The 26,288-nt window shown below is 58.3% G+C and carries 23 protein-coding genes and 1 other RNA gene; all 24 read right to left on the bottom strand.

The window, feature by feature from the left end:
• The gene (locus FNL37_RS13000) at positions 1 to 1,968 is read right to left on the bottom strand and encodes a lytic transglycosylase domain-containing protein (RefSeq protein ID WP_244948299.1); all 1,968 of its coding nucleotides are present in this window, start codon (positions 1,966 to 1,968) and stop codon (positions 1 to 3) included.
• Between the two features lie 137 nt (positions 1,969 to 2,105).
• Entirely contained in the window at positions 2,106 to 2,288 is a 183-nt protein-coding gene (locus FNL37_RS12995) for a hypothetical protein (protein WP_013441295.1), read from the bottom strand.
• Between the two features lie 16 nt (positions 2,289 to 2,304).
• Positions 2,305 to 3,234, bottom strand: a complete 930-nt coding sequence (gene lpxC / locus FNL37_RS12990; RefSeq protein WP_013441294.1) for a UDP-3-O-acyl-N-acetylglucosamine deacetylase — start codon at positions 3,232 to 3,234, stop codon at positions 2,305 to 2,307.
• Between the two features lie 243 nt (positions 3,235 to 3,477).
• Positions 3,478 to 4,647 (bottom strand): cell division protein FtsZ, encoded by a 1,170-nt coding sequence (ftsZ, locus tag FNL37_RS12985; protein ID WP_013441293.1) that lies wholly within the window; start codon positions 4,645 to 4,647, stop codon positions 3,478 to 3,480.
• A 79-nt stretch (positions 4,648 to 4,726) separates the two neighbouring features.
• On the bottom strand, positions 4,727 to 5,965 hold the full coding sequence (gene ftsA / locus FNL37_RS12980; protein ID WP_013441291.1) for a cell division protein FtsA: 1,239 nt from the start codon (positions 5,963 to 5,965) through the stop codon (positions 4,727 to 4,729).
• A 37-nt stretch (positions 5,966 to 6,002) separates the two neighbouring features.
• Complete coding sequence (locus tag FNL37_RS12975; protein ID WP_013441290.1) at positions 6,003 to 6,758, bottom strand: cell division protein FtsQ/DivIB; 756 nt, start codon at positions 6,756 to 6,758, stop codon at positions 6,003 to 6,005.
• Positions 6,748 to 7,710 (bottom strand): D-alanine--D-alanine ligase, encoded by a 963-nt coding sequence (locus FNL37_RS12970; protein WP_159356421.1) that lies wholly within the window; start codon positions 7,708 to 7,710, stop codon positions 6,748 to 6,750. The genes FNL37_RS12975 and FNL37_RS12970 overlap by 11 nt, the downstream gene beginning before the upstream one ends.
• Entirely contained in the window at positions 7,711 to 8,643 is a 933-nt protein-coding gene (gene murB / locus FNL37_RS12965; RefSeq protein ID WP_159356420.1) for a UDP-N-acetylmuramate dehydrogenase, read from the bottom strand.
• Complete coding sequence (murC, locus tag FNL37_RS12960) at positions 8,640 to 10,037, bottom strand: UDP-N-acetylmuramate--L-alanine ligase (RefSeq protein WP_013441287.1); 1,398 nt, start codon at positions 10,035 to 10,037, stop codon at positions 8,640 to 8,642. The genes murB and murC overlap by 4 nt, the downstream gene beginning before the upstream one ends.
• Positions 10,034 to 11,140, bottom strand: coding sequence for an undecaprenyldiphospho-muramoylpentapeptide beta-N-acetylglucosaminyltransferase (gene murG / locus FNL37_RS12955; RefSeq protein ID WP_159356419.1), 1,107 nt, complete (start codon positions 11,138 to 11,140; stop codon positions 10,034 to 10,036). Before murG ends, murC begins: the two co-directional genes overlap by 4 nt.
• Positions 11,141 to 11,267: 127 nt before the next feature.
• Positions 11,268 to 12,431: a putative lipid II flippase FtsW gene (gene ftsW, locus FNL37_RS12950; RefSeq protein ID WP_013441285.1), complete on the bottom strand. Its 1,164-nt coding sequence runs from the start codon at positions 12,429 to 12,431 to the stop codon at positions 11,268 to 11,270.
• A complete protein-coding gene (gene murD / locus FNL37_RS12945; protein ID WP_159356418.1) occupies positions 12,428 to 13,810 on the bottom strand; it encodes a UDP-N-acetylmuramoyl-L-alanine--D-glutamate ligase in 1,383 nt (460 codons plus the stop codon). The genes ftsW and murD overlap by 4 nt, the downstream gene beginning before the upstream one ends.
• A gap of 17 nt (positions 13,811 to 13,827) precedes the next feature.
• Positions 13,828 to 14,931, bottom strand: coding sequence for a phospho-N-acetylmuramoyl-pentapeptide-transferase (gene mraY / locus FNL37_RS12940; RefSeq protein WP_013441283.1), 1,104 nt, complete (start codon positions 14,929 to 14,931; stop codon positions 13,828 to 13,830).
• The gene (locus FNL37_RS12935; RefSeq protein ID WP_159356417.1) at positions 14,931 to 16,304 is read right to left on the bottom strand and encodes a UDP-N-acetylmuramoyl-tripeptide--D-alanyl-D-alanine ligase; all 1,374 of its coding nucleotides are present in this window, start codon (positions 16,302 to 16,304) and stop codon (positions 14,931 to 14,933) included. The genes mraY and FNL37_RS12935 overlap by 1 nt, the downstream gene beginning before the upstream one ends.
• Positions 16,301 to 17,734, bottom strand: a complete 1,434-nt coding sequence (locus FNL37_RS12930) for a UDP-N-acetylmuramoyl-L-alanyl-D-glutamate--2,6-diaminopimelate ligase (RefSeq protein ID WP_159356416.1) — start codon at positions 17,732 to 17,734, stop codon at positions 16,301 to 16,303. The genes FNL37_RS12935 and FNL37_RS12930 overlap by 4 nt, the downstream gene beginning before the upstream one ends.
• Positions 17,734 to 19,464 carry a peptidoglycan D,D-transpeptidase FtsI family protein gene (locus FNL37_RS12925; RefSeq protein WP_159356415.1) on the bottom strand — a complete coding sequence of 577 codons (1,731 nt, stop codon included), beginning with the start codon at positions 19,462 to 19,464 and terminating at the stop codon, positions 17,734 to 17,736. Before FNL37_RS12925 ends, FNL37_RS12930 begins: the two co-directional genes overlap by 1 nt.
• A complete protein-coding gene (gene ftsL, locus FNL37_RS12920; protein WP_013441280.1) occupies positions 19,461 to 19,733 on the bottom strand; it encodes a cell division protein FtsL in 273 nt (90 codons plus the stop codon). The genes FNL37_RS12925 and ftsL overlap by 4 nt, the downstream gene beginning before the upstream one ends.
• Before the next feature lie 5 nt (positions 19,734 to 19,738).
• Positions 19,739 to 20,704 (bottom strand): 16S rRNA (cytosine(1402)-N(4))-methyltransferase RsmH, encoded by a 966-nt coding sequence (rsmH, locus tag FNL37_RS12915; RefSeq protein ID WP_013441279.1) that lies wholly within the window; start codon positions 20,702 to 20,704, stop codon positions 19,739 to 19,741.
• The gene (gene mraZ, locus FNL37_RS12910; RefSeq protein ID WP_013441278.1) at positions 20,701 to 21,147 is read right to left on the bottom strand and encodes a division/cell wall cluster transcriptional repressor MraZ; all 447 of its coding nucleotides are present in this window, start codon (positions 21,145 to 21,147) and stop codon (positions 20,701 to 20,703) included. Before mraZ ends, rsmH begins: the two co-directional genes overlap by 4 nt.
• A gap of 348 nt (positions 21,148 to 21,495) precedes the next feature.
• An RNA gene (gene rnpB, locus FNL37_RS12905) (RNase P RNA component class A) lies at positions 21,496 to 21,799 on the bottom strand.
• Positions 21,800 to 21,847: 48 nt separating this feature from the next.
• The gene (locus FNL37_RS12900; protein WP_159356414.1) at positions 21,848 to 22,108 is read right to left on the bottom strand and encodes a hypothetical protein; all 261 of its coding nucleotides are present in this window, start codon (positions 22,106 to 22,108) and stop codon (positions 21,848 to 21,850) included.
• A 127-nt stretch (positions 22,109 to 22,235) separates the two neighbouring features.
• Positions 22,236 to 24,152 carry a peptidase U32 family protein gene (locus FNL37_RS12895; protein WP_159356413.1) on the bottom strand — a complete coding sequence of 639 codons (1,917 nt, stop codon included), beginning with the start codon at positions 24,150 to 24,152 and terminating at the stop codon, positions 22,236 to 22,238.
• 77 nt (positions 24,153 to 24,229) lie between these two features.
• A complete protein-coding gene (locus FNL37_RS12890) occupies positions 24,230 to 25,447 on the bottom strand; it encodes a hypothetical protein (RefSeq protein ID WP_013441275.1) in 1,218 nt (405 codons plus the stop codon).
• A 30-nt stretch (positions 25,448 to 25,477) separates the two neighbouring features.
• Positions 25,478 to 26,287 (bottom strand): transglutaminase family protein, encoded by an 810-nt coding sequence (locus tag FNL37_RS12885; protein WP_159356412.1) that lies wholly within the window; start codon positions 26,285 to 26,287, stop codon positions 25,478 to 25,480.
• Position 26,288 lies beyond the last annotated feature (1 nt).

Below are 26,288 nucleotides of genomic sequence, written 5' to 3'. Positions count from 1 at the left end.
TTAGTTTTCCGCCTCTTCCGTCGTCATTACCCCTCCGCCGCCGCCCACTGTGCCGAGCCGCTGCTTGAGGCTTAGTATTTTAGTGCCCAGGCGATGCGCATAATAATAAGCATTGCCCATGACTTTCTGCACATAGTTGCGCGTCTCGCTGAAAGGAATGGTTTCGGCATAAATCGCCCCCTCCAGCGGTTGATCCGCCATCCAGCGCCGGGCGCGCCCCGGTCCTGCATTATAGGCCGCGGTTGCCATCAGGGATTGCCCGCCCATCAGATCCAGCGTGTAGCGCATATAGTAAGTCCCCAGCTGCACATTGGTATCCAGCTGGTGAATCATGGTGTTCTGATAGTTATCCAGCCCCATGCGCTTGGCGATCCACTTGGCAGTGGCAGGCATCACCTGCATCAGACCGGAAGCGCCCACGCCGGATTTGGCATAGTGCATGAAACGGCTTTCCTGACGGGTCAGACCGTAAATCCAGGCCTCATCCAGCCCCTGTTCCTTGGCAAAACCGCGCACGATTTCGCGATAAGGCGTGGGGTAGCGCAAGGAAAAATCATGCGTGCTGGTGGTCTTGTCGGCGGTAATAATCGCGAGGTCATACCACTCCTGCCTGGCGGCCAGCTCGGCAGCGGCAATCATCTGTTTGTCATCAAAGCCGGTGGTCGCTGCCGCCCACTCAGTGCGCGACTCCCAGCGCATGTCATAGCGCTGCAGTTCCATCGCCCGCTGTATGCCAGGGACGGCACTGACTGCCTCCACTTCTGCCGAGGTGGGGCGATAGCTGGCAGGCACCGCACTCAGCACGTCGCCCAGTTCGTCTTCCGCCAGCAAACCGTAATAGCTGCGCTCACGCGACAACGGCACCAGCAGGGCATTGGCCGCAGGGATCTGCTTTTGCTCTTTCAGCGCACGGCCTTTCCAGTAACGCCAGGCGGCCTCCTGCTGCTGCGTGGCTGGCATTTCGGCAATGGTGTTCAGCAATCGTGACCAATCGCTGACACGCAGCGCGGCACGGGCCTTCCAGGCCATCTGTTCCTTATCCAGGGCAGCCGCAGGCACGCGGTCATAAAAGCTCAGGGCGGCCGGGTCATGCCGACGCGCGGCATGCAGGGCTAACCTGCTCCAGAAATAATCTTGCTCTGCGGGCTCAAATGAAGCTTGCAGCTTTTGCCACATATCCAGCGCATACAAGGGCTGCGTGCGCGCCAGACGGTCCAGCGCATAGAGATTGAGCTCACGGCCATAGCGGGTTTTCAGGCTCAGCGTTTTCTTTTCGAGCGCCTGCTGCGGATTCTGATAAGTCTTGTCCAGCAACTTGAGCGCCGCGGCATCCATCGTCGATATACGCTGCGCCACCAGTTTGGCCGGGCTCACCTTGTTATCGGCCATCAGCAGCCTGAACTTTTCCCAGATCAGGTCATTACTCAAGGCGCCATTTTTCTGCATGCGATCGTACAAGGCGAGGCAATTGGCCGGCTGCTCGGCGGTGCTCATCCAGAGTGTTCGGCCTTCCGCAAGGGCATCGCTATCGCCACGGATGGCGCGACCTTCCAGCGCATAACAGCTGACCCCGGCATCATCCCGCTTCAAGGCGGGGAGTTCATCGAAAAAAGTCGTCCACTCCTGGCGCTTGGCGAGGCCTTTGAGCCACTCGCCGCGCACGCGGTCGGCAAATGGCATATCGGCATATTGGGCGAGAAAATTGCGTACGGTCTGGCTGTCCGACTGGTTGAGCCTCAGCAGCATCAACCAGTAATCGGCATAAGGGGCGAGCAGATAGTCTTGTGCCTGCATCTGTTGCAGGTCACGTTCCAGGGTAAGGTCATCCCGGTTTTTGTAGGCGATGCGGGCATCGTTGAACAACTCCTCGTTGCTGGCAGCATGCGCTGCGGGCACAAGAAGTACAGACGCCGCCGTGGACACCATGAGCATGAAAGCAAAACTGAAAACTGCGGAGTACCGTTGCATGGGTAAAGCCTGTGTCGATTACTACTGAGAAAAGCATAGCACAGGGCTACTGGCTATGGGGCACGAATAGGACACGTTTTGCCACGCAATCCCGCGCGGACAAACCAGCCCTGGGCTGTGAGATTACACCAAGGAAATCAGAACAGGATAATGCGGCCCATGGCCATGATGACCGCGGCCACAAACAGCAAAACACCGGTGAACTTGATCAATTGCCAGGAAAAGCGAAGGTAGCGTTTATCGCCGGACAGCAGGTAAACCGCCATGGAAACAGCCACCGCGATGACCCCGATGACCAGTAAAAGTCGCAAGACCAGCATCAGGGGCTACCCGGGCTCAGGCGTATTGCAGGACAGGCGGCATGCCTATCGGCGCCTGGAAGCCGCTAGGTGCTTCTTCGGTACGCTCGAAAGTGGCATATTCCCACGCTTCCTGATCGGCCAGCAAATTGCGCAACAGCTGATTGTTCATGGCATGGCCGGATTTATAGGCGGTATATGCGCCGATTACCGGATGACCCAGGACATACAGGTCGCCAATGGCATCCAGCACCTTGTGCTTGGCGAACTCGTCGTCATAGCGCAAGCCATCGTTGTTCAGCACGCGGTATTCATCCAGAACGATGGCGTTATCCAGGCTGCCGCCACGGGCCAGACCGTTAGAACGCAAGTACTCGACTTCATGCATGAAACCAAAAGTGCGCGCGCGGCTGATCTCCTTGATATAGGAGTTGTCAGCAAAATCGATCACAACGCGCTTGCCGCTGTGTTCAAACACCGGATGATTGAAATCGATAGTGAAATCCAGCTTGAAGCCGAAATAGGGGTCGAAGCGCACCCATTTGTCGCCATCGCGGACTTCCACTGTTTTCTTGATACGGATGAATTTCTTGAGCGCAGGCTGCTCGACTATCCCTGCCTGCTGCAGCAGGAAGACAAACGGACCGGCGCTGCCATCCATGATGGGCACTTCACCGGCGGTGAGATCCACCTGCACATTATCTACACCAAGGCCGGCCAAGGCGGACATCAAATGCTCGACGGTGGCTACGCGACTGCCGCCATGCTCCAAGGCTGAGCACAAACGGGTATCGGTAACGAATTGAGGCTGCACCTTGAATGCCGCCGTATCGGGCAGATCGACACGACGGAACACAATTCCGGTATCGGGCGCAGCCGGGCGCAAGGTCATCTCGACCTTGTCGCCTGTATGCAGCCCGACGCCGGTGGCGCGGATCACGGTTTTCAGTGTGCGTTGTTTCAACATGATTTCTTACACCCTGGGTATACAACCCGTTAACACTTGGGCCGCAGCATTAAGCACTGCGGCATTAACCTCAATTATTTCAACATCATAGCATATGCGCCGCCATAGCCGGCAGCTTTCCTCAAGCGAGAACCACACGGTTTTCGCCTGTTTTACTGGCTTTTACATGCGGGGTTGCCCCCTGCATCAACGCTGACAGCCTGTGTCGGGACGACACCAGCTCAGACTTTGATGCTGTACTGGCTAGTCAGCCTGTTTGCGCAGGAAGGCAGGAATATCGTATTCCTCCACACCCGACAGCTTCATGGCTTCCACCTGAGCACGGCGGCCGTTGCTGCTGAATACCGCTGGGCTTTCGTCTTCCACCACGCCACCGCCAACAAACATCGGCTGGTTGGTGGTACCGTCGCGCACCTGGGTCATCACACGCAGTTCAGGCTTCTGCTGACGACGGCCTACAATGCCATTCAAGCCTGTCGCCACCATGGTCACACGCAGACCATCGCCTATGCTCTCATCCACTACGTTACCAACGATGACGGTCGCATCTTCTGCAGTGAACGCCTTGATGGTGTTCATAACGTCATAGTATTCCTTCATCTTGAACGAGGTACTGGCGGTGATGTTAACCAGCACGCCACGGGCGTTAGCCAGATTCACATCTTCCAGCAGCGGGCTGGCAACAGCCTGCTCGGCGGCAATGCGAGCGCGGTCCGGACCGGTAGCCAGTGCGGAACCCATCATCGCCATACCCATTTCGGACATCACGGTGCGTACGTCAGCAAAGTCGACGTTGACCAGACCTGGGCAATTGATGATTTCGGCAATACCGGCCACGGCGTTATGCAACACGTCGTTGGCAGCCTGGAATGCTTCGAGGAAAGGCACATCTTCACCCAATACCTGCATCAGCTTTTCGTTCGGGATGATGATCAGAGAATCCACGTGCTTGGAAAGTTCCTCCAGACCTTCTTGTGCAACCTTGGTGCGCTTGCCTTCAAAGGCAAATGGCTTGGTCACGACAGCGACGGTCAGGATGCCCATTTCCTTGGCCACTTCAGCGATGATAGGAGCAGCACCAGTACCTGTGCCACCGCCCATGCCAGCAGCGATGAACAGCATGTCCGCGCCATCAATCACTTCCGCAATGCGGTCACGATCTTCCAGTGCGGCTTCGCGGCCGATTTCAGGACGGGCACCAGCGCCCAGACCCTTGGTGATATCCGTACCAATTTGCAGCACGGTCTTGGCATTGCTTTTCTTCAATGCCTGCATGTCGGTATTGGCGCAAATGAATTCCACGCCGCCTACCGCTTTTTCGATCATGTGCGCCACGGCATTGCCACCGCAACCACCTACACCGATAACCTTGATGACCGCCTCTTGCGAATCTCTATCCATAATTTCAAACATCTGTACATCCTCCTTGTTGTCTGCCTAACAAAATCTGCCTTAAATCACGTGCTACTGATGACACTGCTACTTGCTGCTACTAAAAATTGCCCTGAAACCAGCTCTTCATCCTGCTGAAAATCTGGCTCAAGGACGTGGATTCCATTTGCCCTTGCAACTGACGCTCGATCTGCTGCTTGCCCATCAACACCAGGCCCACACCCGTGGCATAGCGCGGGTTGCCGACCACTTCTGACAAACCGCCCACATAGCGCGGCATGCCCAGACGCACCGGCATGTGGAATATCTCTTCGCCGAGCTCGACCATGCCACGCATCATGGCGGAACCGCCGGTGATGACGATGCCGGAAGCAATCATTTCTTCCATGCCACTGCGGCGCAGTTCGCCCAGTACAAACTCATACAGCTCAACCACGCGCGGCTCGATGACTTCAGCCAGGGTCTGTACCGATAATTCCCGTGGATCACGGTTATCCACACCCGGCACTTCCACCACTTCGCGTGGATCCGCCAGTTGGCGCAGGGCGCAGCCATGCTTGATCTTGATTTCCTCAGCGGATTGCGTAGGCGTGCGGAACGCCACGGCCACGTCATTGGTAATCTGGTCACCGGCAATCGGCACCACCGCGGTATGGCGTATCGCGCCTTGCTTGAACACGGCAATATCCGTCGTGCCGCCACCGATATCCACCAGGCATACGCCCAGCTCTTTTTCGTCTTCGGTCAGCACCGCCATGCTGGAAGCCAGCGGTTGCAGAATGAGGTCGGTCACTTCCAGGCCGCAGCGCTTGATGCACTTGACGATGTTTTGCGCGGCTGCCACGGCGCCGGTGACGATATGCACCTTCACCTCCAGCTTCATGCCGCTCATGCCGTGTGGTTCACGCACATCTTCCTGGCCGTCGATAATGAATTCCTGCGTGAGGATATGCAGGATCTGCTGATCGGACGGCAGGGCAATCGCGCGCGCCGTTTCAATCACGCGGTCGACATCCATCTGCGTCACTTCGGCATCCTTGATCTTCACCATGCCATGGGAATTCAGGCTCTTGATGTGGCTGCCTGCGATGCCGGTGAACACGGTACTGATCTTGCAGTCCGCCATCAGCTCGGCTTCTTCCAGTGCGCGCTGTATGGCTTGCACAGTGGAGTCGATATTGACCACCACGCCTTTTTTCAAGCCGCGCGAGGCATGCTGTCCGAGACCAATGACTTTCAGTCCACCATCGGGCTGCAACTCCGCCACGATGGCGACGATCTTCGATGTGCCGACATCCAGTCCGACGATAAGATTCTTATCATCTCTAACCCTGCTCATTGATTTCTCCAGTATTTCAATTCATTCATTGTGGTGCTTATGCCGCCCGCGCTTTGGCTGTTATCGGCTCGTTCGTGGCCGGTTTTTCGGCCTTGCCTGTCTCAGGCTTGCGTACCGCAAACCCGTTCGGATATCTCAAATCGGCGTAGCGCACAGCCACCCCCAGCTTGGAAAGCGTGCCTTGATACACATCGGCAAACTTTTCCAGCCGCTCATCCATCTGCTCGCGCCCCAGTTCAATCACCATGCCCTTGTCAGTGCGTATCTGCCAGGCGCGGCGCGGTGTCAGCACCAGTTCGCTCACCCGCATACCGGCTACCGACAGCAGCTGGCTGTATTTGCCGTAGTGCTCGGCCACTTCATGCACGCCATCACCAGGCCCATAAAACACTGGCAGGTCACTATCCGAAGCCGCATGAAACAGTTCGCCATAGGTATTCACCAGCGCAATATCGCCCCAGCGTGCCAATTCGCGATGCTCCTCTACCGTGACCTCCAGCTTGTCCGGCCAGCGGCGGCGTACACTCACCGACCTTGCCCATGGCAGCTTTTCAAACGAACTGCGCGCCTGCTCAAGGTCCATCGTGAAAAAATTCCCCTGCAAGTGGCGGCTGACAATCAGCTTGATCTGCTCACGCGTTACATGGTCCAGCGAGCCATCCACCCGTACCTGGCGGATAGGAAAAATCGGCAGGTGCACGACCACAAACAGCGCGCCATACAGCATCAGCACCGCTGCCAGCGCAAACAGGAAGTTAGCGATCCAGTTCAGGACCTGGGGTTTATCCCACACGCGCCAACTCCAGTATGCGGATCACCAATTCGTCAAAGCTGATGCCATTGGCTTTGGCGGCCATTGGCACCAGGCTGTGGTCTGTCATGCCCGGCGACGTATTCACTTCCAGGAAGTAATGGCGGCCGGCTTCATCCCTCAGGAAATCCACGCGGCCCCAGCCACGGCCACCAATGGCACGGAAAGCCTGCAGCGCTTCAGCGCGGATACGGGCTTCCTGCTCGGCGGGCAAACCGCATGGGCACAGGTACTGCGTGTCATCGCGCAGGTACTTGGCTTCAAAGTCATAAAATTCGTTGGCCGGCACGATACGGATGATGGGCAGAGCTTCATCGCCCAGAATGCCCACGGTATATTCGCCACCGCCGACAAAACGCTCGGCGAGCACCAGTGGATCGGACTTGGCGGCAAGTTCGTATGCCGCTTTCAGCGCGCCGGACTGCTTGACCTTGCTGATGCCGATGCTGGAGCCTTCATTGGCTGGCTTGACGAACATTGGCAGACCCAGGCGCTGCTCCACTGCGGCAAAGTCGCTGCTGGCATCCAGCAGTTCAAAGTCCGGCGTTGCAATCCCTGCGGAGCGCCACAAGAGTTTGGTACGCCATTTATCCATGCCCACGCTGGAGGCCAGCACACCGCTGCCGGTGTAGGGAATGCCCATCAGTTCCAGTGCGCCTTGCACTGTGCCATCTTCACCAAAGCGGCCATGCAGCGAGATAAACACGCGGTCAAACGCCAGCAGTTCATGCAAATCGCGCTCGGCAGGATCAAAGGCAGCAGCCTCCACGCCCTGACGCAACAGGGCAGCCAGCACCGCGCCGCCGCTCTTCAGGGAGACCTCGCGTTCGCCGGAGCGCCCGCCCATCAATACCGCCACTTTTCCAAAATTTTTCATCATCACATCCGCTGGTTCATGTGTTTGCAGGTAAGCCTTGGTGGCTACCCTGCGCATTTACACTTCCCGCTCTCCTGTTTCCGTCTCGCCTATCATTCTTACTTCTTGCTGCAACTCAATGCCAAACTTGGCTTTTACCGACTCGCGCATATGCGCAATCAACTGTTCAATTTCTGCCGCCCTTGCCCCACCGAGATTGACGATGAAGTTGGCATGCTTTTCCGATACCTGCGCCCCACCAATCTGGTAGCCCTTGAGCCCACACTCTTCAATCAACCGCGCCGCATAATCGCCTGGCGGATTGCGAAAAGTCGACCCTGCATTCGGCTGGTTAAGCGGCTGCGTCGCGAGCCGCCTTGCCAGCAATTGCTTGATCTTCTGCTCAGCCTCTTCCGCATCGCCCGCTAGCAGGCTGAACCACGCTGCGATAAACCATTCCTGCTCGCCCAGCCAATGCTCAGGCTGACCAGCCAGCGCCACATGCCGATAGCTGGCATGGAACTCGGCACGACTGCGCTCATGCAGTTCGCCCTGACGGTCCATGGTCAGCACCCGCTGCACGATGTCCCAGGTTTCTCCGCCATGGCAGCCTGCATTCATGGCCAGCGCACCGCCCACGGTGCCAGGAATGCCCGCCATGAACTCGCCCCCCTGCAAGCCTTGCCGCGCGCTGAAGCGGGCCAGCTTGGCGCAGGTCACACCCGCTTCGGCATAGAGCTCGCCATTCACCATCTCCAGCCCGGTCAGCACGTTATGCATCACGATCACCGTGCCGCGCACACCGCCATCGCGCACCAGCAGATTGGAGCCTAGACCGATGAAATGCACCGGCTCGTCCTTGCTCAGCGTGCGCATGAACTGCTGCAAATCCTGAAGCCCCGCCGGGATATACAGACGATCCGCCAGACCACCCACGCGCCAGCTGTTATAGCGCTCCAATGGCGCATTCAGCATCAGTTCACCTTGCATGGGGAGCTGCTGGGCCATCATGCCGTCGCGGCCTCCCTGGTCTTGGCAGCGACTTGTCCAATCGAGCCTGCGCCCATCACGATCACCACATCGCCATCCTGCGCCACACCCAGAATGGCCTCTGGCAACTCAGCAGTCGTCTCGACAAACAGGGGTTCCACCTTGCCTGCCACGCGAATGGCGCGTACCAACGCACGACCATCGGCAGCGACGATAGGCGCTTCACCCGCCGGATATACATCGCTCAGCAACACGGCATCGGCGCTCGACAGCACTTTTACAAAATCCTCAAAGCAATCCCGGGTGCGCGTGTAGCGGTGCGGCTGGAAGGCCAGCACCAGACGGCGACCAGGGAATGCACCACGGGCAGCGGCAATCACCGCCTGCATTTCCACCGGGTGATGGCCGTAGTCATCAATCAGGGTAAATTGGCCGCCATTGCGGGCTGGCACTTCGCCATAGCGCTCAAAGCGGCGCCCTACGCCCTTGAACTCGCGCAGCGCCTTGATGATGGCGGCATCGGGGACATTCAATTCGCTCGCCACCGCAATCGCCGCCAGCGCATTCAGCACATAGTGGTTGCCAGGCAGGTTGAGCGTGACATCAAACTCGGTAGTCACGCCATTAATGCGCTGAACCGTGAAGTGCATGGTGCCGTTATCTGCCCGCACGTTTTTGCCACGGATGCGCGCATCTTCCGAAAAGCCATAGGGCATGATCGGCTTGGTCACGCTGGGCAAAATGGCCCGGATGTTGGGATCATCAATACACAACACTGCCATGCCCCAGAACGGCAGCTGCTGCAGAAACTCGACAAACGCGCCCTTGAGCTTTTCAAAGTCGTGCCCATAGGTATCCATATGGTCGGCATCGATATTGGTGACCACCGAAATCACCGGCGACAGGTGCAGGAATGAAGCATCGGATTCATCGGCCTCGGCCACAATGAACTCACCGGTGCCCAGTCGCGCATTGGCACTGGCGGCTTCCAGGCGACCGCCGATGACAAAGGTCGGGTCCATGCCCGCTTCGGCCAGAATGCTGGCGATCAGGCTGGTGGTGGTGGTCTTGCCATGCGTGCCGGCCACGGCAATGCCCTGGCGGAAGCGCATCAGCTCGGCCAACATCAGCGCCCGTGGAATCACCGGCGTATTGCTGGCACGCGCGGCGATGATTTCCGGATTGCTTTCGTTCACCGCACTCGACACCACCACCACATCGGCATCGCTCAGGTGCGCGGCTTCATGGCCCTGATACACCTTGGCACCCAGGCTGTTCAGACGCTGGGTAGTGGCATTGCTCGCCAGGTCAGACCCGCTGACGCCAAAGCCCAGATTCAGCAGCACCTCGGCAATGCCGCTCATGCCCGAGCCGCCGATGCCGACAAAATGCACGTTTTTTACTTTATGTTTCATATCGCAGCTCCACCCCGGGATGTCAGGGCCATACTTTCCAGTTCATTGGCGATGGTCTCGGTCGCCTGTGGGCGGCCCAGACTGCGCGCTGCCAGCGCCATTTCCAGCAGCCGCGTGCGATTCAGTTCCTGCAACAAATTGGCCAGACGCTGTGGCGTCATTTCCTGCTGCGGCAGATGCACGGCTGCGCCTTGCGCCGCCATCCAGGCCGCGTTGTCACGCTGGTGCGAAGTGGTCGACACCACCAGCGGCACTAGGATGGAGGGCACACCCGCCACTGCCAGCTCGCTCACCGTAATGGCACCGGCGCGACACACCAGCACATCCGCTTCGCTATAGGCCTTGGCCATATCTTCAATAAAAGGCAGCACCTCAGCTTCCACGCCTGCCGCGGCATAGGACGCCCGCAACATATCCACCTGATCAGCACCAGACTGATGGGTCACCGTGGGACGCTGCTCCATGGGAATCAGCGCCAGCGCACGTGGCAAATTCACATTCAGCACTTGTGCGCCCAGACTGCCGCCCACTACCAGCAGATGCAGCGGGCCCTGACGTTTGGCATAGCGCTCTTCCGGTGCAGGCACTGCCACAATCGCGGCGCGTACGGGGTTACCGGTCACGCGCGCCTTGACGGCCATACCACCCAGGCCGCCTTCGCCACCCTCAAAACCAAACAGGATGCGGTTGGCCGACTTGGCTAGCGCACGATTCGACATCAGCAACGCTGCATCGGCATTCACCAGCGCCAGCGGTACCTTGCACAAACGGGCAGCCCAGCCACCCGGCACGGTCACATAGCCGCCCATGCCCAGCACTGCGGCGGGTTGCAATTGCTTGATCAGCTTGCAGGCCTGCCAGGTGGCGGCCAGCAGCTTGAATACACCTTTGGCGGTATGCACCAAGCCCTTGCCGCGCAACCCGGAAAAATCCAGCCGCGTCATGGCAATGCCACTGGGTGGCACCAGGCGGTTTTCCATGCCATGCGTCGTGCCCAGCCAGTGCACCTGCCAGCCGCGACGCTGCATCACATCGGCAATCGCCAGGCCTGGCATCACATGCCCGCCCGTACCAGCCGCCATGATCAGGAGCGTCTTGCTCATGCTGGCAATCCTTTCTGCAACCTGGCGTTTTGGCTACGGCCGCTGCGCTTAACTGGCATGCGCCAGTTAGCCTTCGCCGAAACAGACGCCTGAGTCTCCTGCACCATCATTACGGAAGGCCGCGTCATCATGCTGGCAATCCTTTCTGCAGGCGTCTGTTTTCCCAATCGATCCGGAGCAAGACCGCCAGTGCGATGCAGTTGGCGAGGATGCCGCTACCGCCGAACGAGAGCAGCGGCAGGGTCAGGCCTTTGGTGGGCAAGAGCCCCATGTTCACGCCCATGTTGATGATGCCTTGCACGCCCATCCAAACGCCTATGCCTTGTGCCAGCAGGGCGGAGAAGTAACGCTCGTTGCCGATGGCTTCTTTGGCGATGCCGAAGGCGCGCAGGATCAGCCAGGCGAAGAGTGCAATCACGACCATGACGCCGACAAAACCCAGCTCTTCGGCGATCACGGCCAGCAGGAAGTCGGTATGCGCTTCGGGCAGGTAAAGCAGTTTTTCCACGCTGGCCCCCAAGCCAACGCCAAACCACTCGCCACGGCCAAACGCGATCAAGGCGTGCGACAGTTGATAGCCCTTGCCGAACGGATCAGCCCATGGGTCCATGAAACCGATCACACGTTGCAGGCGGTATGGTGAGCTCCAGATCAGGCCGACGATGGCAATCGGCAACAGGGTCAGCAGACCAGCGAAAATACGGCCATTGATGCCACCCAGCCAGAGGATGGAAATGGAGATGGCGGCGATGACGGCAAATGCGCCGAAATCAGGCTCGCGCAACAGCAGCCAGCCGACCAGCAGCATCACAAACACCATGGGCAGGAAGCCTTTGGTAAAGCTATCCATCACGGCCGATTTGCGGATGGTGTAATCCGCCACGTAAATGGCGGCAAACAGCTTCATGAACTCCGATGGCTGCAGATTGATGATGAACAGCGACAGCCAGCGCTGGCTGCCATTCACATTGCGCCCCACACCGGGGATCAGCACCAATACCAGCAGCGCAATCCCGGTCAGGAACAGATACGGCGCCATTTTCTGCCACATGGCCGTGGGCACCTGGAAGGCCATCAAACCGGCGATCAGGCTGATGACAATAAAGACCGCCTGACGAATCAGGAAATAGGTACTTTGATGGCCGGTGGCCTTGTCTGCTTCGGCCAGGGCGATGGAGGCGGAATACACCATCACCAGGCCTATGCCCAGCAAGATCAGCGTGACCCAGACCAGCCCCTGATCATAGGTAGCGCTATTGAAACGCTCGCGGCTGCCGAGGGTGATCATCATGACTGCACCTCCTCGTGACGCGTCACCAGATCAGCCACGGCGGCGATAAAGACTTCGGCACGGTGGGCGTAGTTGCGGAACATATCAAAGCTGGCACATGCGGGTGACAGCAGAACGGCGTCGCCGGGCGTCGCGGCAGCATAAGCCTGCTGCACGGCTTCTTCCAGACTTGCGGCTTGCAGGCGTGGCACCGGGCTGCCTTGCAAAGCGGCCTCAATCAGCGCGGCATCGCGACCTATCAGCACCACGGCGCGGGCATTCTGGTCGACTGGCTCACGCAGCGGGCTGAAATCCTGGCCCTTGCCATCGCCACCGGCAATCAGCACCACCTTGCGTGGCAAGCCAGCCAGCGCAGCGCAGGTCGCGCCCACATTGGTGCCCTTGGAATCATCGTAAAAAGCGATGTCATGCAGATCAGCCACCCACTCCACCCGGTGTGGCAAGCCTTTGAATTCGCGCAGCACATGCTGCAGTGGCGCCCAATCCACTCCGATGGCACGGCACAAGGCCAGCGCTGCCAGAGCGTTGGCGGCATTGTGCAAGCCGGGGATACGCAGCTCTTCCACATGCAGAATGGGATGTGCGCCTTGTGCCAGCCAGAGTTGATCATGCAGCGCCAGCAGGCCATAGGCATGAGACTCGACAGGCAGATCCAGGCCAAATGTCACCACGGGCTGATCCGGCAAGGCCATGTTGCGGCACCAGGCATCTTCGCGGTTGAGCACCTGTACGCCAGCCCCTTTGAGGATGCGCGCCTTGGCGGCAGCGTATTCCGGCATGCCGGGGTAACGATCCATATGATCTTCGGTCACGTTCAGCACGGCGGCGGCATCGGGTGCCAGGCTGCTCGTGGTTTCGAGCTGAAAGCTGGAAAGCTCCAGCACGTAAACATCGGGCGCGCCGTCGGTTTCCACCTGACGCAGCGCATCGAGCACGGGCAGGCCGATATTGCCAGCCACCACAGTCTTGAGACCAGCCGCCTTGCACATTTCACCCACCAGCGTGGTGACGGTGGTCTTGCCATTGGCACCGGTAATCGCGATCACCTTGCTGCTGCGCGGACGGAACTGGGCAAACAGCTCAACATCGCCCACCACCTGAATACCATTGGCCAGTGCCTGTTGCACTTCCGGCTCGGCCAGCGCCACACCAGGGCTGATCACCACCAGATCAACCGCATTGAACATGGTGGAACGGAATGGCCCGGTATATACCGTGAGCTGAGGGAACTCCGCCTTGAGCGTATCCAGATTGGGCGGTGCCGTGCGCGAGTCGGCAACAGACAGCACGGCACCCTGGCCGCGCAGCCAGCGCAAGGCCGAAAGGCCGGTATCACCCAGCCCCAGCACCAGCACCTGTTTGCCTGCAAGATCGCGCATGATGGTCTTTGTTTTCCTTAACGCAGTTTCAATGTGGATAAGCCGACCAGTACCAACATCATGGTAATGATCCAGAAGCGCACGACGACTTGCGTCTCTTTCCAGCCCTTTTGTTCATAGTGATGGTGCAAGGGCGCCATCAGGAAAATGCGTCGACCAGTGCCGTAGCGCTTTTTCGTGTATTTGAAATATGTCACCTGGGCGGCTACAGACAGGGTTTCCATCACAAACACGCCACCCATGATGAACAGCACGATTTCCTGACGCACAATCACGGCCACCACGCCGAGTGCGGCACCAAGCGCCAGCGCACCGACGTCACCCATGAACACTTCGGCGGGGTAAGCGTTGAACCACAGAAAGCCCAAACCTGCGCCTGCCATGGCAGTGCAAAACACGGCCAGCTCGCCCGCGCCGGGAATATAGGGAATGCCCAGATATTTGGAGAAATAGAGGTGGCCCGCGGCGTAGGCAAAGATCGCCAATGCGCCTGCTACCAGCACAGTGGGCAGAATGGCCAGACCATCAAGCCCATCGGTCAGGTTGACGGCATTGCTGCTGCCGACGATGACAAGATAGGTCAGCACAATAAAGCTGGCAGCACCCAGCGGCACGGTGACGGTTTTAAAGAAGGGGAAAATCAGCGTGGTTTCCGCCGGGATGGTAGAGGTATGCCACAGGTAGATTGCCGCGCCAAAGCCCAGCAGACTCTGCCAGAAGTATTTTTCCTTGGCAGACAGGCCTTTGGGGTTGCGGTGCACCACTTTGCGCCAGTCATCCACCATGCCGACGATGCCAAAGCCCAGGGTAACAATCAGCACCACCCAGACAAAACGATTGGTCAGGTCCGCCCACAACAGCGTGGAAATACCAATCGCCACCAGAATCAGGGCGCCACCCATGGTCGGCGTACCGGCCTTGACCAGATGGGTCTGTGGACCGTCATCGCGCACAGATTGGCCCACCTTGTACTGGGTCAGCTTGCGAATGAGGCCGGGGCCAACAATGAAGGAAATAGCCAGGGCCGTCAGCGTCGCCATGACGGCACGCAGGGTGATGTAATTGAAGACGTTAAAACCGCGTACGTCTTGCGCAAGCCAGCGGGCAAGTTCCAGTAACATTAGTGCGCCTCCTCTTTCGTATTATTTTGTTCACTCACAATCAACTGCACGACGCGCTCCATGCGCATGAAGCGTGAGCCTTTCACCAGCACCACGGTATTGGCATCCATCTCGTGGCAGAGGCCAGCCACCAGCTGCTCGGGCGTTTTATAATGATGGGCAGGGTCACCAAAGGCCTTGCTCATTTCCAGGGACAAATCACCCAGCGTGTAGAGACCGTTAATGCCAGCCTCACGGGCGTATTGGCCGATTTCGGTATGCATGGCAGCGGCGGTTTCCCCCAGCTCGCCCATGTCGCCCAGCACCAGCAGGCGCTTGCCCGGGCGGGCGGCAAGCACATCAATCGCAGCTTTCATGGAGGCCGGGTTGGCGTTATAGGTGTCATCAATCACCAGCGCCTGACCGATACCAGCGCGATGCTGCAGACGGCCATCCACACCATCAAAGGCTTCCAGGCCCTTGGCTATCGACTCAGGCCTTGCGCCCATGGCAATGGCCACCGTGCTGGCAGCCAGGGCATTGCGCACATTGTGCAAACCCGCCACTTGCAGATTGAAGGCAATGCCGCCTATGGGCGATTTCATGTAGACATAACTGGTATCAGCACGCAGCTCATAATTGGCCGTAACATCGGCCATCTTGGCGAGGCCAAAGGTCAGAATGTCATGCTCGCCTGCGAGCTCGGTCCACAGCGGCGCGTAAAGATCATCGGCATTGATGACGGCCATGCCTTCCAGCGCCAGCCCTTCAAAGATTTCACCCTTGGCGCGGGCGATGCCCTCTACGGAGCCAAGCCCGCCCAGATGGGCACTGGTGGCATTGTTGACCAGCGCCACGGTAGGCCGCGCCATCTGGCTCAGGTAGCGGATTTCACCGAAATGGTTCATGCCCATCTCGGCCACGGTGTATTTGTGCGAAGGCCGCAAGCGCAGCAGGGTCAGCGGCAGGCCAATGTCGTTATTGAGATTGCCACGCGTCGCCAGCACGGCATTGCTGTCACCGGCCTCGGCACGCAGAATGGAAGCGACCATTTCCTTGACCGTGGTTTTGCCGTTGCTGCCGGTAATCGCTGCCACCGGAATCGAGAAACGGTTGCGCCACACGGCGGCCAGCTGGCCCAATGCCAGGCGCGTATTCTTGACCACCACGCCAGCGGCCATGCCTGGCTGGGCCTCTGCCACCAACGCAGCCGCGGCACCGGACTGCAGTGCCTGCAGCACATAGGCGTGACCATCAAACCGTTCGCCACGCAGGGCAATAAACAGCTGGCCTGGCACGATATTGCGGCTATCGGTGCCCACGCTGGTGAACAGCACATCTTCCCCCACCAGCTCGCCGCCTACTGCAGCCGCCAACTCGGACAAACGCATCATGCGACGGCTCCTAATAATGTTGTGACGACATCGACATCGCTATACGGATGCCGAACGCCTTTGATTTCCTGATACGTTTCATGTCCCTTGCCTGCTACCAGCACGATGTCCCCTGGTGCGGCCTGCTCAATGGCGTGGGCAATCGCAGCACGACGGTCCACCATGATCTGGTGATTTCTACCCATGCTGGCGGTAATGTCGGCAATGATGGTGTCCGGGGTTTCGCTGCGGGGATTGTCGCTGGTGACCACCACGTGATCGGCCAGACGGCTGGCAATGGCGCCCATCATCGGCCGCTTGCCGGCATCGCGATCACCACCGCAACCAAACACGCACCAGAGCTTGCCGCGGGTTTGCTCGCGCAGGGCCTGCAATGCATTTTCCAGGGCATCGGGGGTATGGGCGTAATCAATGACCACCACGGGCATGGCGTTGCCACCGTATTGTTCCATGCGCCCTGGCACGGGCTTCAAGGTGGCGATGGCTTGCGCGGCAGCCTCCAGCGGCACATCCATTGCCAGCAGGGTCGCCAGCACGGCGAGCAGGTTATAGGCATTAAATCGGCCCATGACTGCGGCGTGCAGTGTCACATCCCCCCAAGGCGTCGTCACCGACAGTTGCATGCCGGTTTCATGCAGATGCAGGCTGGTGCAATGCACATCGCCGCTTTGCATGCCGTAACTCAACACCGGGCGCCCTTCGGAGCGCAGCGCCTGCAAAAAGGTCAGCCCATAGGCATCTTCTGCGTTCAATACCGCCAGCTTGAGGCCAGGCCACTCCATCAGGCGGCGCTTGGCGGCAGCGTAGCTGTCCATATCGCCGTGATAATCCAGATGGTCGCGCGTGAGGTTGGTAAACACGGCAACATCAAAATGCACGCCATTGACGCGACCCTGGTCCAGCCCATGCGATGAGACTTCCATGGCGGTGGCTACCGCGCCCTGTTTCAGGTACTCGGCCAGCAGACCGTGCAACACAATAGGATCCGGCGTGGTATTGATGGCGGTAGCAAGCTCCCCGGGGAAACCATTGCCCAAGGTGCCGATGACAGCGGTTTTGCGTTGCAGGCTATTCAGGCAATGGGTGAGCCACTGCGTGCAGGAGGTCTTGCCGTTAGTACCGGTCACCCCCACCATCCACAACGCGCGGGAAGGGTGACCATAGAATTCATCGGCGATCTCGCCGGCCTGCTTGCGCAAGTCTTTCACCGGCAGATTGACGGCCTGCAGATCAGTCGGCCAGCTAAAGCCTTCGGCCTCCCACAATACGGCGCCAGCGCCATTGGCAATCGCCTGCGGAATATAGGCCCGACCATCGGCAGCGTCGCCAGGGTAAGCCACAAAAAGACTGCCCGCCGTCACCTTGCGGCTATCGGAAGTCAGGCTGCTTGGGCGTATGCCGAGATCATGCAGGGAGGCAAGGATGGTCATTACACCACCTCCTTGATCTCAGGCGCATCTTCTGGCGGGATCACGATATTGTCGTTGGGCGCATCCTGTGGCACCGCGAGCATGCGCAGCGCGCCGGCCATGATGGCACTGAACACTGGCGCCGCCACGGTGCCGCCGTAATATTGGCCACTGCTCGGTTCATCCACCATCACCGCAATAATCAGGCGCGGGTTGGAAGCCGGAGCCAGCCCCACAAACGAGGAGACATATTTATCGGCCAGATAACCGCCCGGCCCCAGCTTGTGGGCCGTACCGGTTTTGCCTGCCACACGGTAACCCGCTATCTGGGCACGTGGCGCCGTGCCGCCTGGCTGCACGACCAACTCCAGCATATCGCGCACGGCGAGCGCCGTTTTGGCGGAAAACACTTGCTGACCCACCGGGGTTTCTTTCAGCTTCAGCAGCGAAACCGGCTTCAGCTCCCCATCATTGGCAAACACGGTATAGGCCCGCGCCAGCTGCAAGAGCGTGAGACTGATACCGTGACCAAACGACATGGTGGCCTGCTCGATAGGCCGCCAGTTCTTGTAATTGCGCAGACGGCCGGAAGCTTCGCCGGGGAAGCCGATATGGGTCGGGCTGCCAAAGCCCATGTGGTTATAAATGCCCCACAGATATTGCGGCTCCAGCGTCAGGGCCATCTTGGCCGAACCAACGTTGGAGGATTTCTGAATCACCTGCGCCACCGTCAGCATGCCTTGCGGGTGAGCGTCATGGATAGTCGCCGGGCCAATACGCAGAATGCCAGGCGCGGTCTGGATATGGGTATCTGGCGTGAAATGTCCGGACTCCAGGGCAGCGGCCGCAGTAAATGGCTTGAGGGTGGAGCCCGGCTCAAAGGTATCAACAATGGCGCGATTGCGCGAACGCCCGGCCATATTGACCGGGTTGTTGGGGTTGTAGGTGGGCAGATTGGCCATGGCCAGTACTTCACCGGTACGGGCATCCAGCACAATGGCAGCGCCGGCCTTGGCTTTGAACTGATCGACGGCATGCGCGAGTTCGCGGTAGGCCAGATACTGGATCTTGCGGTCTATCGACAGCACCAGATCATGGCCATCCTGCGGGACTTTGACGGCTTCCAGGTCTTCCACAATATGACCTTGGCGGTCCTTGATCACGCGACGGCTGCCGGATTTGCCGGAGAGCCAATCCTGGTAGCGCAGCTCAAAGCCTTCCTGGCCATTTTCATCGATACCGGTAAACCCGACCAGATGCGCCATGACTTCGCCAGCTGGGTAATAGCGACGGTATTCGCGCTGCATGAAAACACCGGGCACGCCAATCTGCATGACTTGCTTGGCAAGCTCGGGCGGAATGCGGCGCTTGATGTAGACAAACTCGCGCGGATTATTGGCGAGTTTTTTATTGAGTTCGGCGGGCTTCATTTTGAGTAGCGTCGCCATTTTGCTGATCTGCTGCGGCGTGGCCTGCACGTCCGGCGGACTCGCCCAGATCGACTCCACCGGCGTACTGATGGCCAGTGGCTCACCAAAACGATCGGTGATCATGCCGCGATGCGCTGGCAGCTTCATCGAGCGGCTATAGCGGGCATCGCCCTCTTTCTGCAGAAAGCCTTTGTGCATGCTTTGCAGGTAGATACTGCGGCCCAGCAATGCGGCAAAACCCGCCATCACCACGATCAACAATACGCGGCGACGCCAGGCGGGGAGCTTGATCACGGGAGGCTGAATCACGCGCGACCTCATGGCTGGGCACCTCGCGTCACCACCTGCACCCGCTTGGCATCCGGCACCTGCATATGCAGACGCTGGTTGGCTATCTGCTCAATCCGCGCGTGCATGGCCCAGGTGCTTTGCTCCAGCTGCAACTGGCCCCACTCCACGTCATATTGCTTGGCGGCATCTTCCTGTTGCTGCAATTCGATATAGAGCTTACGCGACTTGTGCTGGGACGTGATGACGCCTAGCGCCGTTACAATCAGTACCATGAAGAGGATGAGGTTGAGCCGCGTCATGATGGTTATGCCACCCCCGTACGCTCGGCCACACGCAGCACGGCGCTGCGTGAACGTGGGTTGCGCTTGATCTCAGCAGCACTGGGCTTGATGGGCTTGCCCACCGCCATCATGCGTGGCTGCGGCAAATCTTTCGCCAGCACCGGAAAGTTGGCAGGCAAGTCGTCGCGATCCTGCTCGCTGCGCACAAAGCGTTTTACGATGCGGTCTTCCAGCGAGTGAAAGCTGATCACGGCCAGACGACCACCTGGTGCCAGGGCATCCAGGCATTGCGGTAAAACTAGCGACAACTCCTCAAGCTCCTGATTGAGGAAAATCCGTAAAGCTTGAAAGGTGCGCGTCGCCGGGTCTTGCCCAGGCTCGACTTTGGGGATCGCCCCAGCCACGACCTTGGCAAGCTGTCCTGTAGTGGTGAGGGCATTCCCCCCTGTGCGTGCCGCAACAATCGCCCTTGCAACCTGTTTAGCAAACCGTTCTTCACCATATTCTTTAATTACCCCCGTAAGTTGTTGCTCGGACGCCTCCGCCAGAAACTCAGCGGCTGTTTGCCCACGGCTTTGATCCATGCGCATGTCCAGCGGACCGTCAAATCTGAAACTGAAACCGCGCTCGCCTTCGTCGATTTGCGGCGATGAAATTCCAAGGTCCAGCAAGACCCCGTCGACCTGCTGGATGTCTTGGGCGCGCAATACTTCGCCCAACTCGGAAAAGTGATGATGGTGTATGGAAAAACGTGGATCCTGAATGGACTGGGCAGCCGAAACAGCTGCCAGATCACGGTCCAGGCCCAAAAGGCGACCATCTGCGCCTAATTGCTCGAGAATTTTGCGGCTATGACCACCGCGACCAAAGGTGCCATCCACGTAAATGCCATTCGGCTTGATCGCCAGGGCAGCGACCGCCTCTTCAAGCAATACCGAAACATGTGGGGACACAACGACTTCGGAGGGGGATTGTGAGCGCGCGCTCACAGTGAGAATCCTTCAAGTTCGGCCGGCAGCACCATTTCGTCGGCGGCCATCACCTGATCAAGCTGGGCTCGCCAGGCGTCCATGTTCCAGAGCTCAAAATGGCTACCCTGACCGACCAGCATGGCCTGTTTTTCCAGACCGGCAAATTCGCGTAATACCGGAGACACCAGCAGGCGGCCTGCGCTATCCATGTCGATATCTTCGGCAAAGCCCACCAGCAAACGCTGCAGACTGCTGGACTGGCGGTCAAAACTGGAGAGCGCCATCATTTTGGCCTGAATGGGTTCCCAGGCAGGCTGGGGATAAAGGAGGAGGCAGCGGTGTGGATGCGCAGTGAGCACCAGATGACCGGCGCACTGGGACAACAGGGCATCGCGGTGCTTGGCCGGCACGGCCAATCTGCCCTTGGCATCCAGATTCAATGATGTAGCACCGCGAAACATTTAAAACACACACCCCTTTGCCAATTGTCGGGTTAGAAAAATTGCTGACCGCCCTTAGCCTCGGCCAGCAATCTCCCACAAAAACCCACATTTCTCCACTTACGCCCACTATAGTTAAAAAAATAAGGGCATGCAAGCGGTTTTTTGCTATTTTTCCTTTATGGGACAATGACTTAGCGAATTTTGCTGCTAAAAAATTAGTTGTTTAAAAATAAGGAGATAGCCAATTAACTGAAAGTGCTTTGTGAGAACAATCTTTGATGTGACTGAATCGTGAGGTGCTCGATAATCAGGTGGGGGAAAGTGGTGTAAATCGGGTCAAAATCAGAGGGAAAAACAGAAGCAATAAAAGGAAGTTGGCCGATAAGCCGGGTTCTGTCGCATCTTGCGATGCGTGACAGTCATTCATCTAGGCGCACGATTGCTCGTACGCTCAAGCAACCTACCCGGTAGCAGCGCGAGCCACGCCCTTGCTACCCTATTTGGTCTTGCTCCGGATGGAGGTTACCGCGTTTCACCGTAACTTAATACGCTCGTCTCTGTGGCCCTGTTCCTCGCCTCACGGCGTACGGCCGTTAGCCGTCATCCTGCTCTGCGGAGCCCGGACTTTCCTCCCCCCGCTTGCGCGGGCGGCGACTGTCCAGCCAACTTCCGCGTGCATTCTAACACGCGAGCGCATGAGATTCGGGCGCGAACACAACTACCAGGAGGAAGGCGGCGGCCCAGGTGGGGCATTCTGCGACCGCCCATCAGCGCCAGCCGGCGGACGTGGACGGCATTGCTGCAATGCCTGAGGGGTTTTGGCCGCCTGCACGCAGGCGAGCTCGGCATTAAGCCGTTGAATGGCGTCCTGCCTGGCGGCAGCAAAATCCTGCGGAGGTGGAGGCGGCGGCGCATCAGCCGAAGCGAGCGAGGCCGACAACAGTAACGCGATGGCAATTGGGCTATGGATGGAACGCATATCAAGAACTCCCAGATAATGGAGCAACGAGTATAAGCAGGCCGGCGAGAGCGATCAGCCGGGTTTACCGGTTTTTACAGCTTTGACGCGAATTTATTCACAATGGCCATCATGCACGCCGATGGGCTTATGGCCGCTTGGCAAAGAACTGCACGGGCTGAGGCGGCGGCATGGCGAGGACAGGTTTGCGTACCTTGCCCATGACATGCATCTCACACCGCTTGCAGTCAAATTTGAGAGTAATCCTGTCCTTGCCGCTGATCAGGGTCATGGGCTCGGCGGTAATCGTCCCCTGCACACCGATGACGCCTTTGGCTTCCTTGGGGCACATGGCATAGCTATAGCGCAGACAGTGCTTGGTAATCATCACCGGCACTTCGCCCAGCTCTTCATTGGCTTCATAGGCAGCGGCAATCGCGCTGACACCATGCTTTTCATAAAACGCCCGCGCATGCTTGTTGTAGACGTTGGCGAGATAGCTCAGAGTATCTTCCGGATAAACAGCGGGCAGCTGGGCGGGAATCGCCGGTTGCGGGCGGGGATAGGTTTGCAGCCGCGTATCTTCCAGCGCGGATACCGCATCGCGGCGCAGGCCGTTAATGATGGATGCCGCCAGGAACCAGGGCTGGGCAATCTCAAGCCGGATGTCGCGTGCCACAAAATCGGTAGCGCCCAGTTTGGTCAGGTTATCGCGCAAGCTGGCATAGGCTTTCTCGGCCTGCTGGGCCGGCTGCTTTTCCGCCACGCATTGCGCATGCGCAGTGACGCCATCTTCATCCACCAGATCCAGCGCAAAGCCATCACGCGTTTCATAAAACACCATATCGACGCTGATGCGGCGGCTGGCAGAGTCTTTTTCCAGCAGACGCATATAGGCTTGGTCGCGATTGCGATACACCGTCATGTTACGGCGTATATCCGCAGGCATTTCATTCGGGTACAGGCGCTTACCGTTGACGGTATTGATGCGCATGCCAACCAGCTCTTTATGTACATCAAAAAAACACACGCCATCGCCGTTGTGCAATTCCAGCTGGCTTTCCACCTCAAAATAATCCGGACCGACTTTGCTTACCTTGCCGATTTCTTCTCCGGCAAACTTGGGCGTGTCAAACGCGCCCACGTCCTCACCACGACCATGAATGAAATACTCGGTGGTGCTGCGGTTGAAGGTTTTTTCCGGTTGCGGAGTGAAGGTATAGCTGCAGCGACCGGAAGACGCGCGTGCGTAATCCGGCAGGTCCAGCAGAATCTCATCCAGCAGCTGGCGATAATGCGCGGTGGCATTTTTGACGTAGGCCAGGTCTTTGTAGCGCCCCTCGATCTTGAAAGAGCTGACGCCTGCATCAATCAGCGCGCGCAGGTTGGCACTCTGGTCGTTATCCTTCATGGAAAGCAGGTGCTTGTCTTTGGCGAGAATGCGGCCTTTGCTGTCTTCCAGCGTGTATGGCAGGCGGCATTCCTGGGAGCATTCGCCGCGATTGGCACTGCGGCCGGTATGGGCGTGACTGATATAGCACTGACCGCTGAAGGCGACACACAGCGCGCCATGAATAAAGAATTCGAGATTGCATTGGGTCGCATCCGCGACTTTGCGGATGGTCTGGATATCCATCTCCCGCGCCAGTACGATCTGGCTGAACCCTACCTGATCCAGAAACACCGCTTTTTCCACGGTACGAATATCGGTTTGCGTGCTGGCGTGCAGTTGAATAGGCGGAATATCCATTTCCAGCAGGCCCATATCCTGCACGATCAGCGCGTCAACACCCGCTTCGTAAAGCTGCCAGGTCATGTCACGGGCAGCTTCAATCTCGTTATCGTGAAAAATGGTATTGAACGCGACAAACACTTCAGCACGAAAGCGGTGGGCATATTGCACCAGGCGTGCAATGTCTGCGACAGAGTTTTCAGCCTTGGCACGCGCGCCAAACGCCGGGCCGCCGATATACACGGCATCGGCGCCATGCCGCACAGCCTCAATGCCAAAGTCGGCATTACGGGCAGGGGCGAGCAGTTCAAGTTGGCGACGGTGAGCGGTCATGGCGAAGGGCTAGGCTGGGGAAGCGCGTATTTTACCGCAAAGCGCCCCCAGCGTCTGCGCACGGATGGCGTACACCCTCAGACTACGGCTTGCACGCCCTCTTCGCGGCCTGCTGCTTCGGTGAGCACAGCCACATTATCCTTGGTAAAGAAGCCATCAAAGCTGCCGAAGCGTTGCACATACTCAATGATGAGCGAGGAGTGTTCGGAGGCATTGGAGAAAATCTGCTTCAGCCCTTCACTCTTGGAGCCGATCACATCCAGCAGAAAACCCTTGCCCTGTTCGGCGATGGAATTCACCACGTAATCTATGTTCTCCAGGCCCTGGGTTTCGCCATCGCGCACGGCGATCGCCATGTGGTGCAGGCGCGGGCCATAGTTGCGCACGAAGGTCTCGGTCGGCGAAGGCAGTTTTTCCAGGTGATTGACGAAATAAGGCGTGTTGTTGGCCGTGAATACCTTGGCCGGGCTCTTGGATTCGGGGATGCCATGCACGCTCTTGGTGACATTGGTCGACGAGTTCTGGTCGTGGATGTTGTAGGCGCCCCAGAAATAGTAGCTCGACCAGGACAGGTACTCCAGAATCGCCAGTTCGCGATTCTGGCTGTAAACGCGCGTGGCCAAGTGATCCAGCGGTAGCAGCAATTGATCTACACCCAGCTTGGCCTGGGTATTCTTGGCCTGCTCGTAGACCGCCTGCACTTCATTATCAATACGACTGACACCGAGCGCATACACGCGCAGCTCCTGCGGCTCGCGTTCCAGATAGGCAATGATGTTATGGGTATACGGCGAGGGTTTGCTCACGGCCAGATTGCCAGGCAGCTCCAGCTTGCGCACTTCATCCTGGCTGAAAAAGCGGAATTCACGCGCTTGCTGTAGGCGGCTGACTTCGTGCAGATTGCTGACGCGCAGCACTTCCCCCATATAGCGGCTGTTGGGTTTGCGGGCGCCCACCGGGTACACCTCATTCAGGGCGCGGAAAATCCCGCGCAAGTTGGGGTCCTTGACTTCGCGCACCAGAATATCCGGTGACTCCAGATCAATGCGCAGGATATGCGTCCAGTGACTTTCGCTTTCCAGCGTGACCAGGTAATGATACGGCGTCATCAGCGCCAGCTCGGCGATGTACTGGATGGAGTGTCCAGGATCCACCGTTATCATCAGCGCATCTATTTCGTGAATCATATCGGTCAGGCCGACACGGTCACGCTCTTCCAGCAGGCGCACTAGGTATTCTTCAAAGAATGGCGAGTTTTCCTTATCGCCGTGACGGGCAAAGCCGAGAGAGTTCATGTGCTGATTCCTTGGGTATGACGGTAGCGCTTATTGCTGGGCTTGCTGCTGCATCTGATGGACGACGACCTTAACCGACATGGTTTCCACACCGCCACCATTGCGCACGCCGCTAATAGGGCAGGCATCACGATAATCCAGACCGGTTGCCAGCCGCACATGCACGCCGTTGGTACGGCAGCGGTTGGTGACATCGAAACTGATCCAGCCGATATCGTCCAGCCAGGCATCTGCCCAGGCATGGCTTTCCATCAGGCTGCCATCCGGGGTAAACAGATAACCGCTGACATAACGCGCCGGCACACCCAGATAGCGGCAGCACGCAATAAAAATATGGGCATGATCCTGGCAAACGCCAGAGCCGAGGGCGAATGCCTTGGCCGCGGAGGTTTCCACCGCCGTCTGGCCTTTCACATACGGCACACGGTCAATGATGGCATCCATCAATGCTTGCAGCGCTGCGGGCTCCTGCAGTTTGGGGTGCGTTAACTTGAATTCTTCCACAAAGGCCGTCAGGTTTTCATCCATCTCGGTCAATGGCGTGGGACGAAGATAAATCGGCGTGGGCAAGCCATCATTGATAGGCAACACATTCAGGCCGGTTTCCACCTCGCCCGATGCCACGATGCTGATCTCTTCATGTGGGGCATCCACCACCAGGGTGTGGGCATGATTGCCGTAGGTATCCTTGTGCGGCTGCAGATGGCCATTGACGCGAATCTCCCAGCGCAACACCTGCTGGCCGAAGCCGTTTTGCGGCGTCAGACGCAAAAGCTGGATGGTGTAATTCACCACCTCGCTGTATTGGTAGGTCGTGCGGTGTTCAATATTAAGTAGCATT

This window comes from Methylovorus glucosotrophus, from assembly GCF_009858335.1.
Classification (GTDB): domain Bacteria; phylum Pseudomonadota; class Gammaproteobacteria; order Burkholderiales; family Methylophilaceae; genus Methylovorus; species Methylovorus glucosotrophus.
The sequence above is the reverse complement of the archived record's forward strand: the minus strand, read 5'-3'. Positions and strand labels throughout refer to the sequence as shown.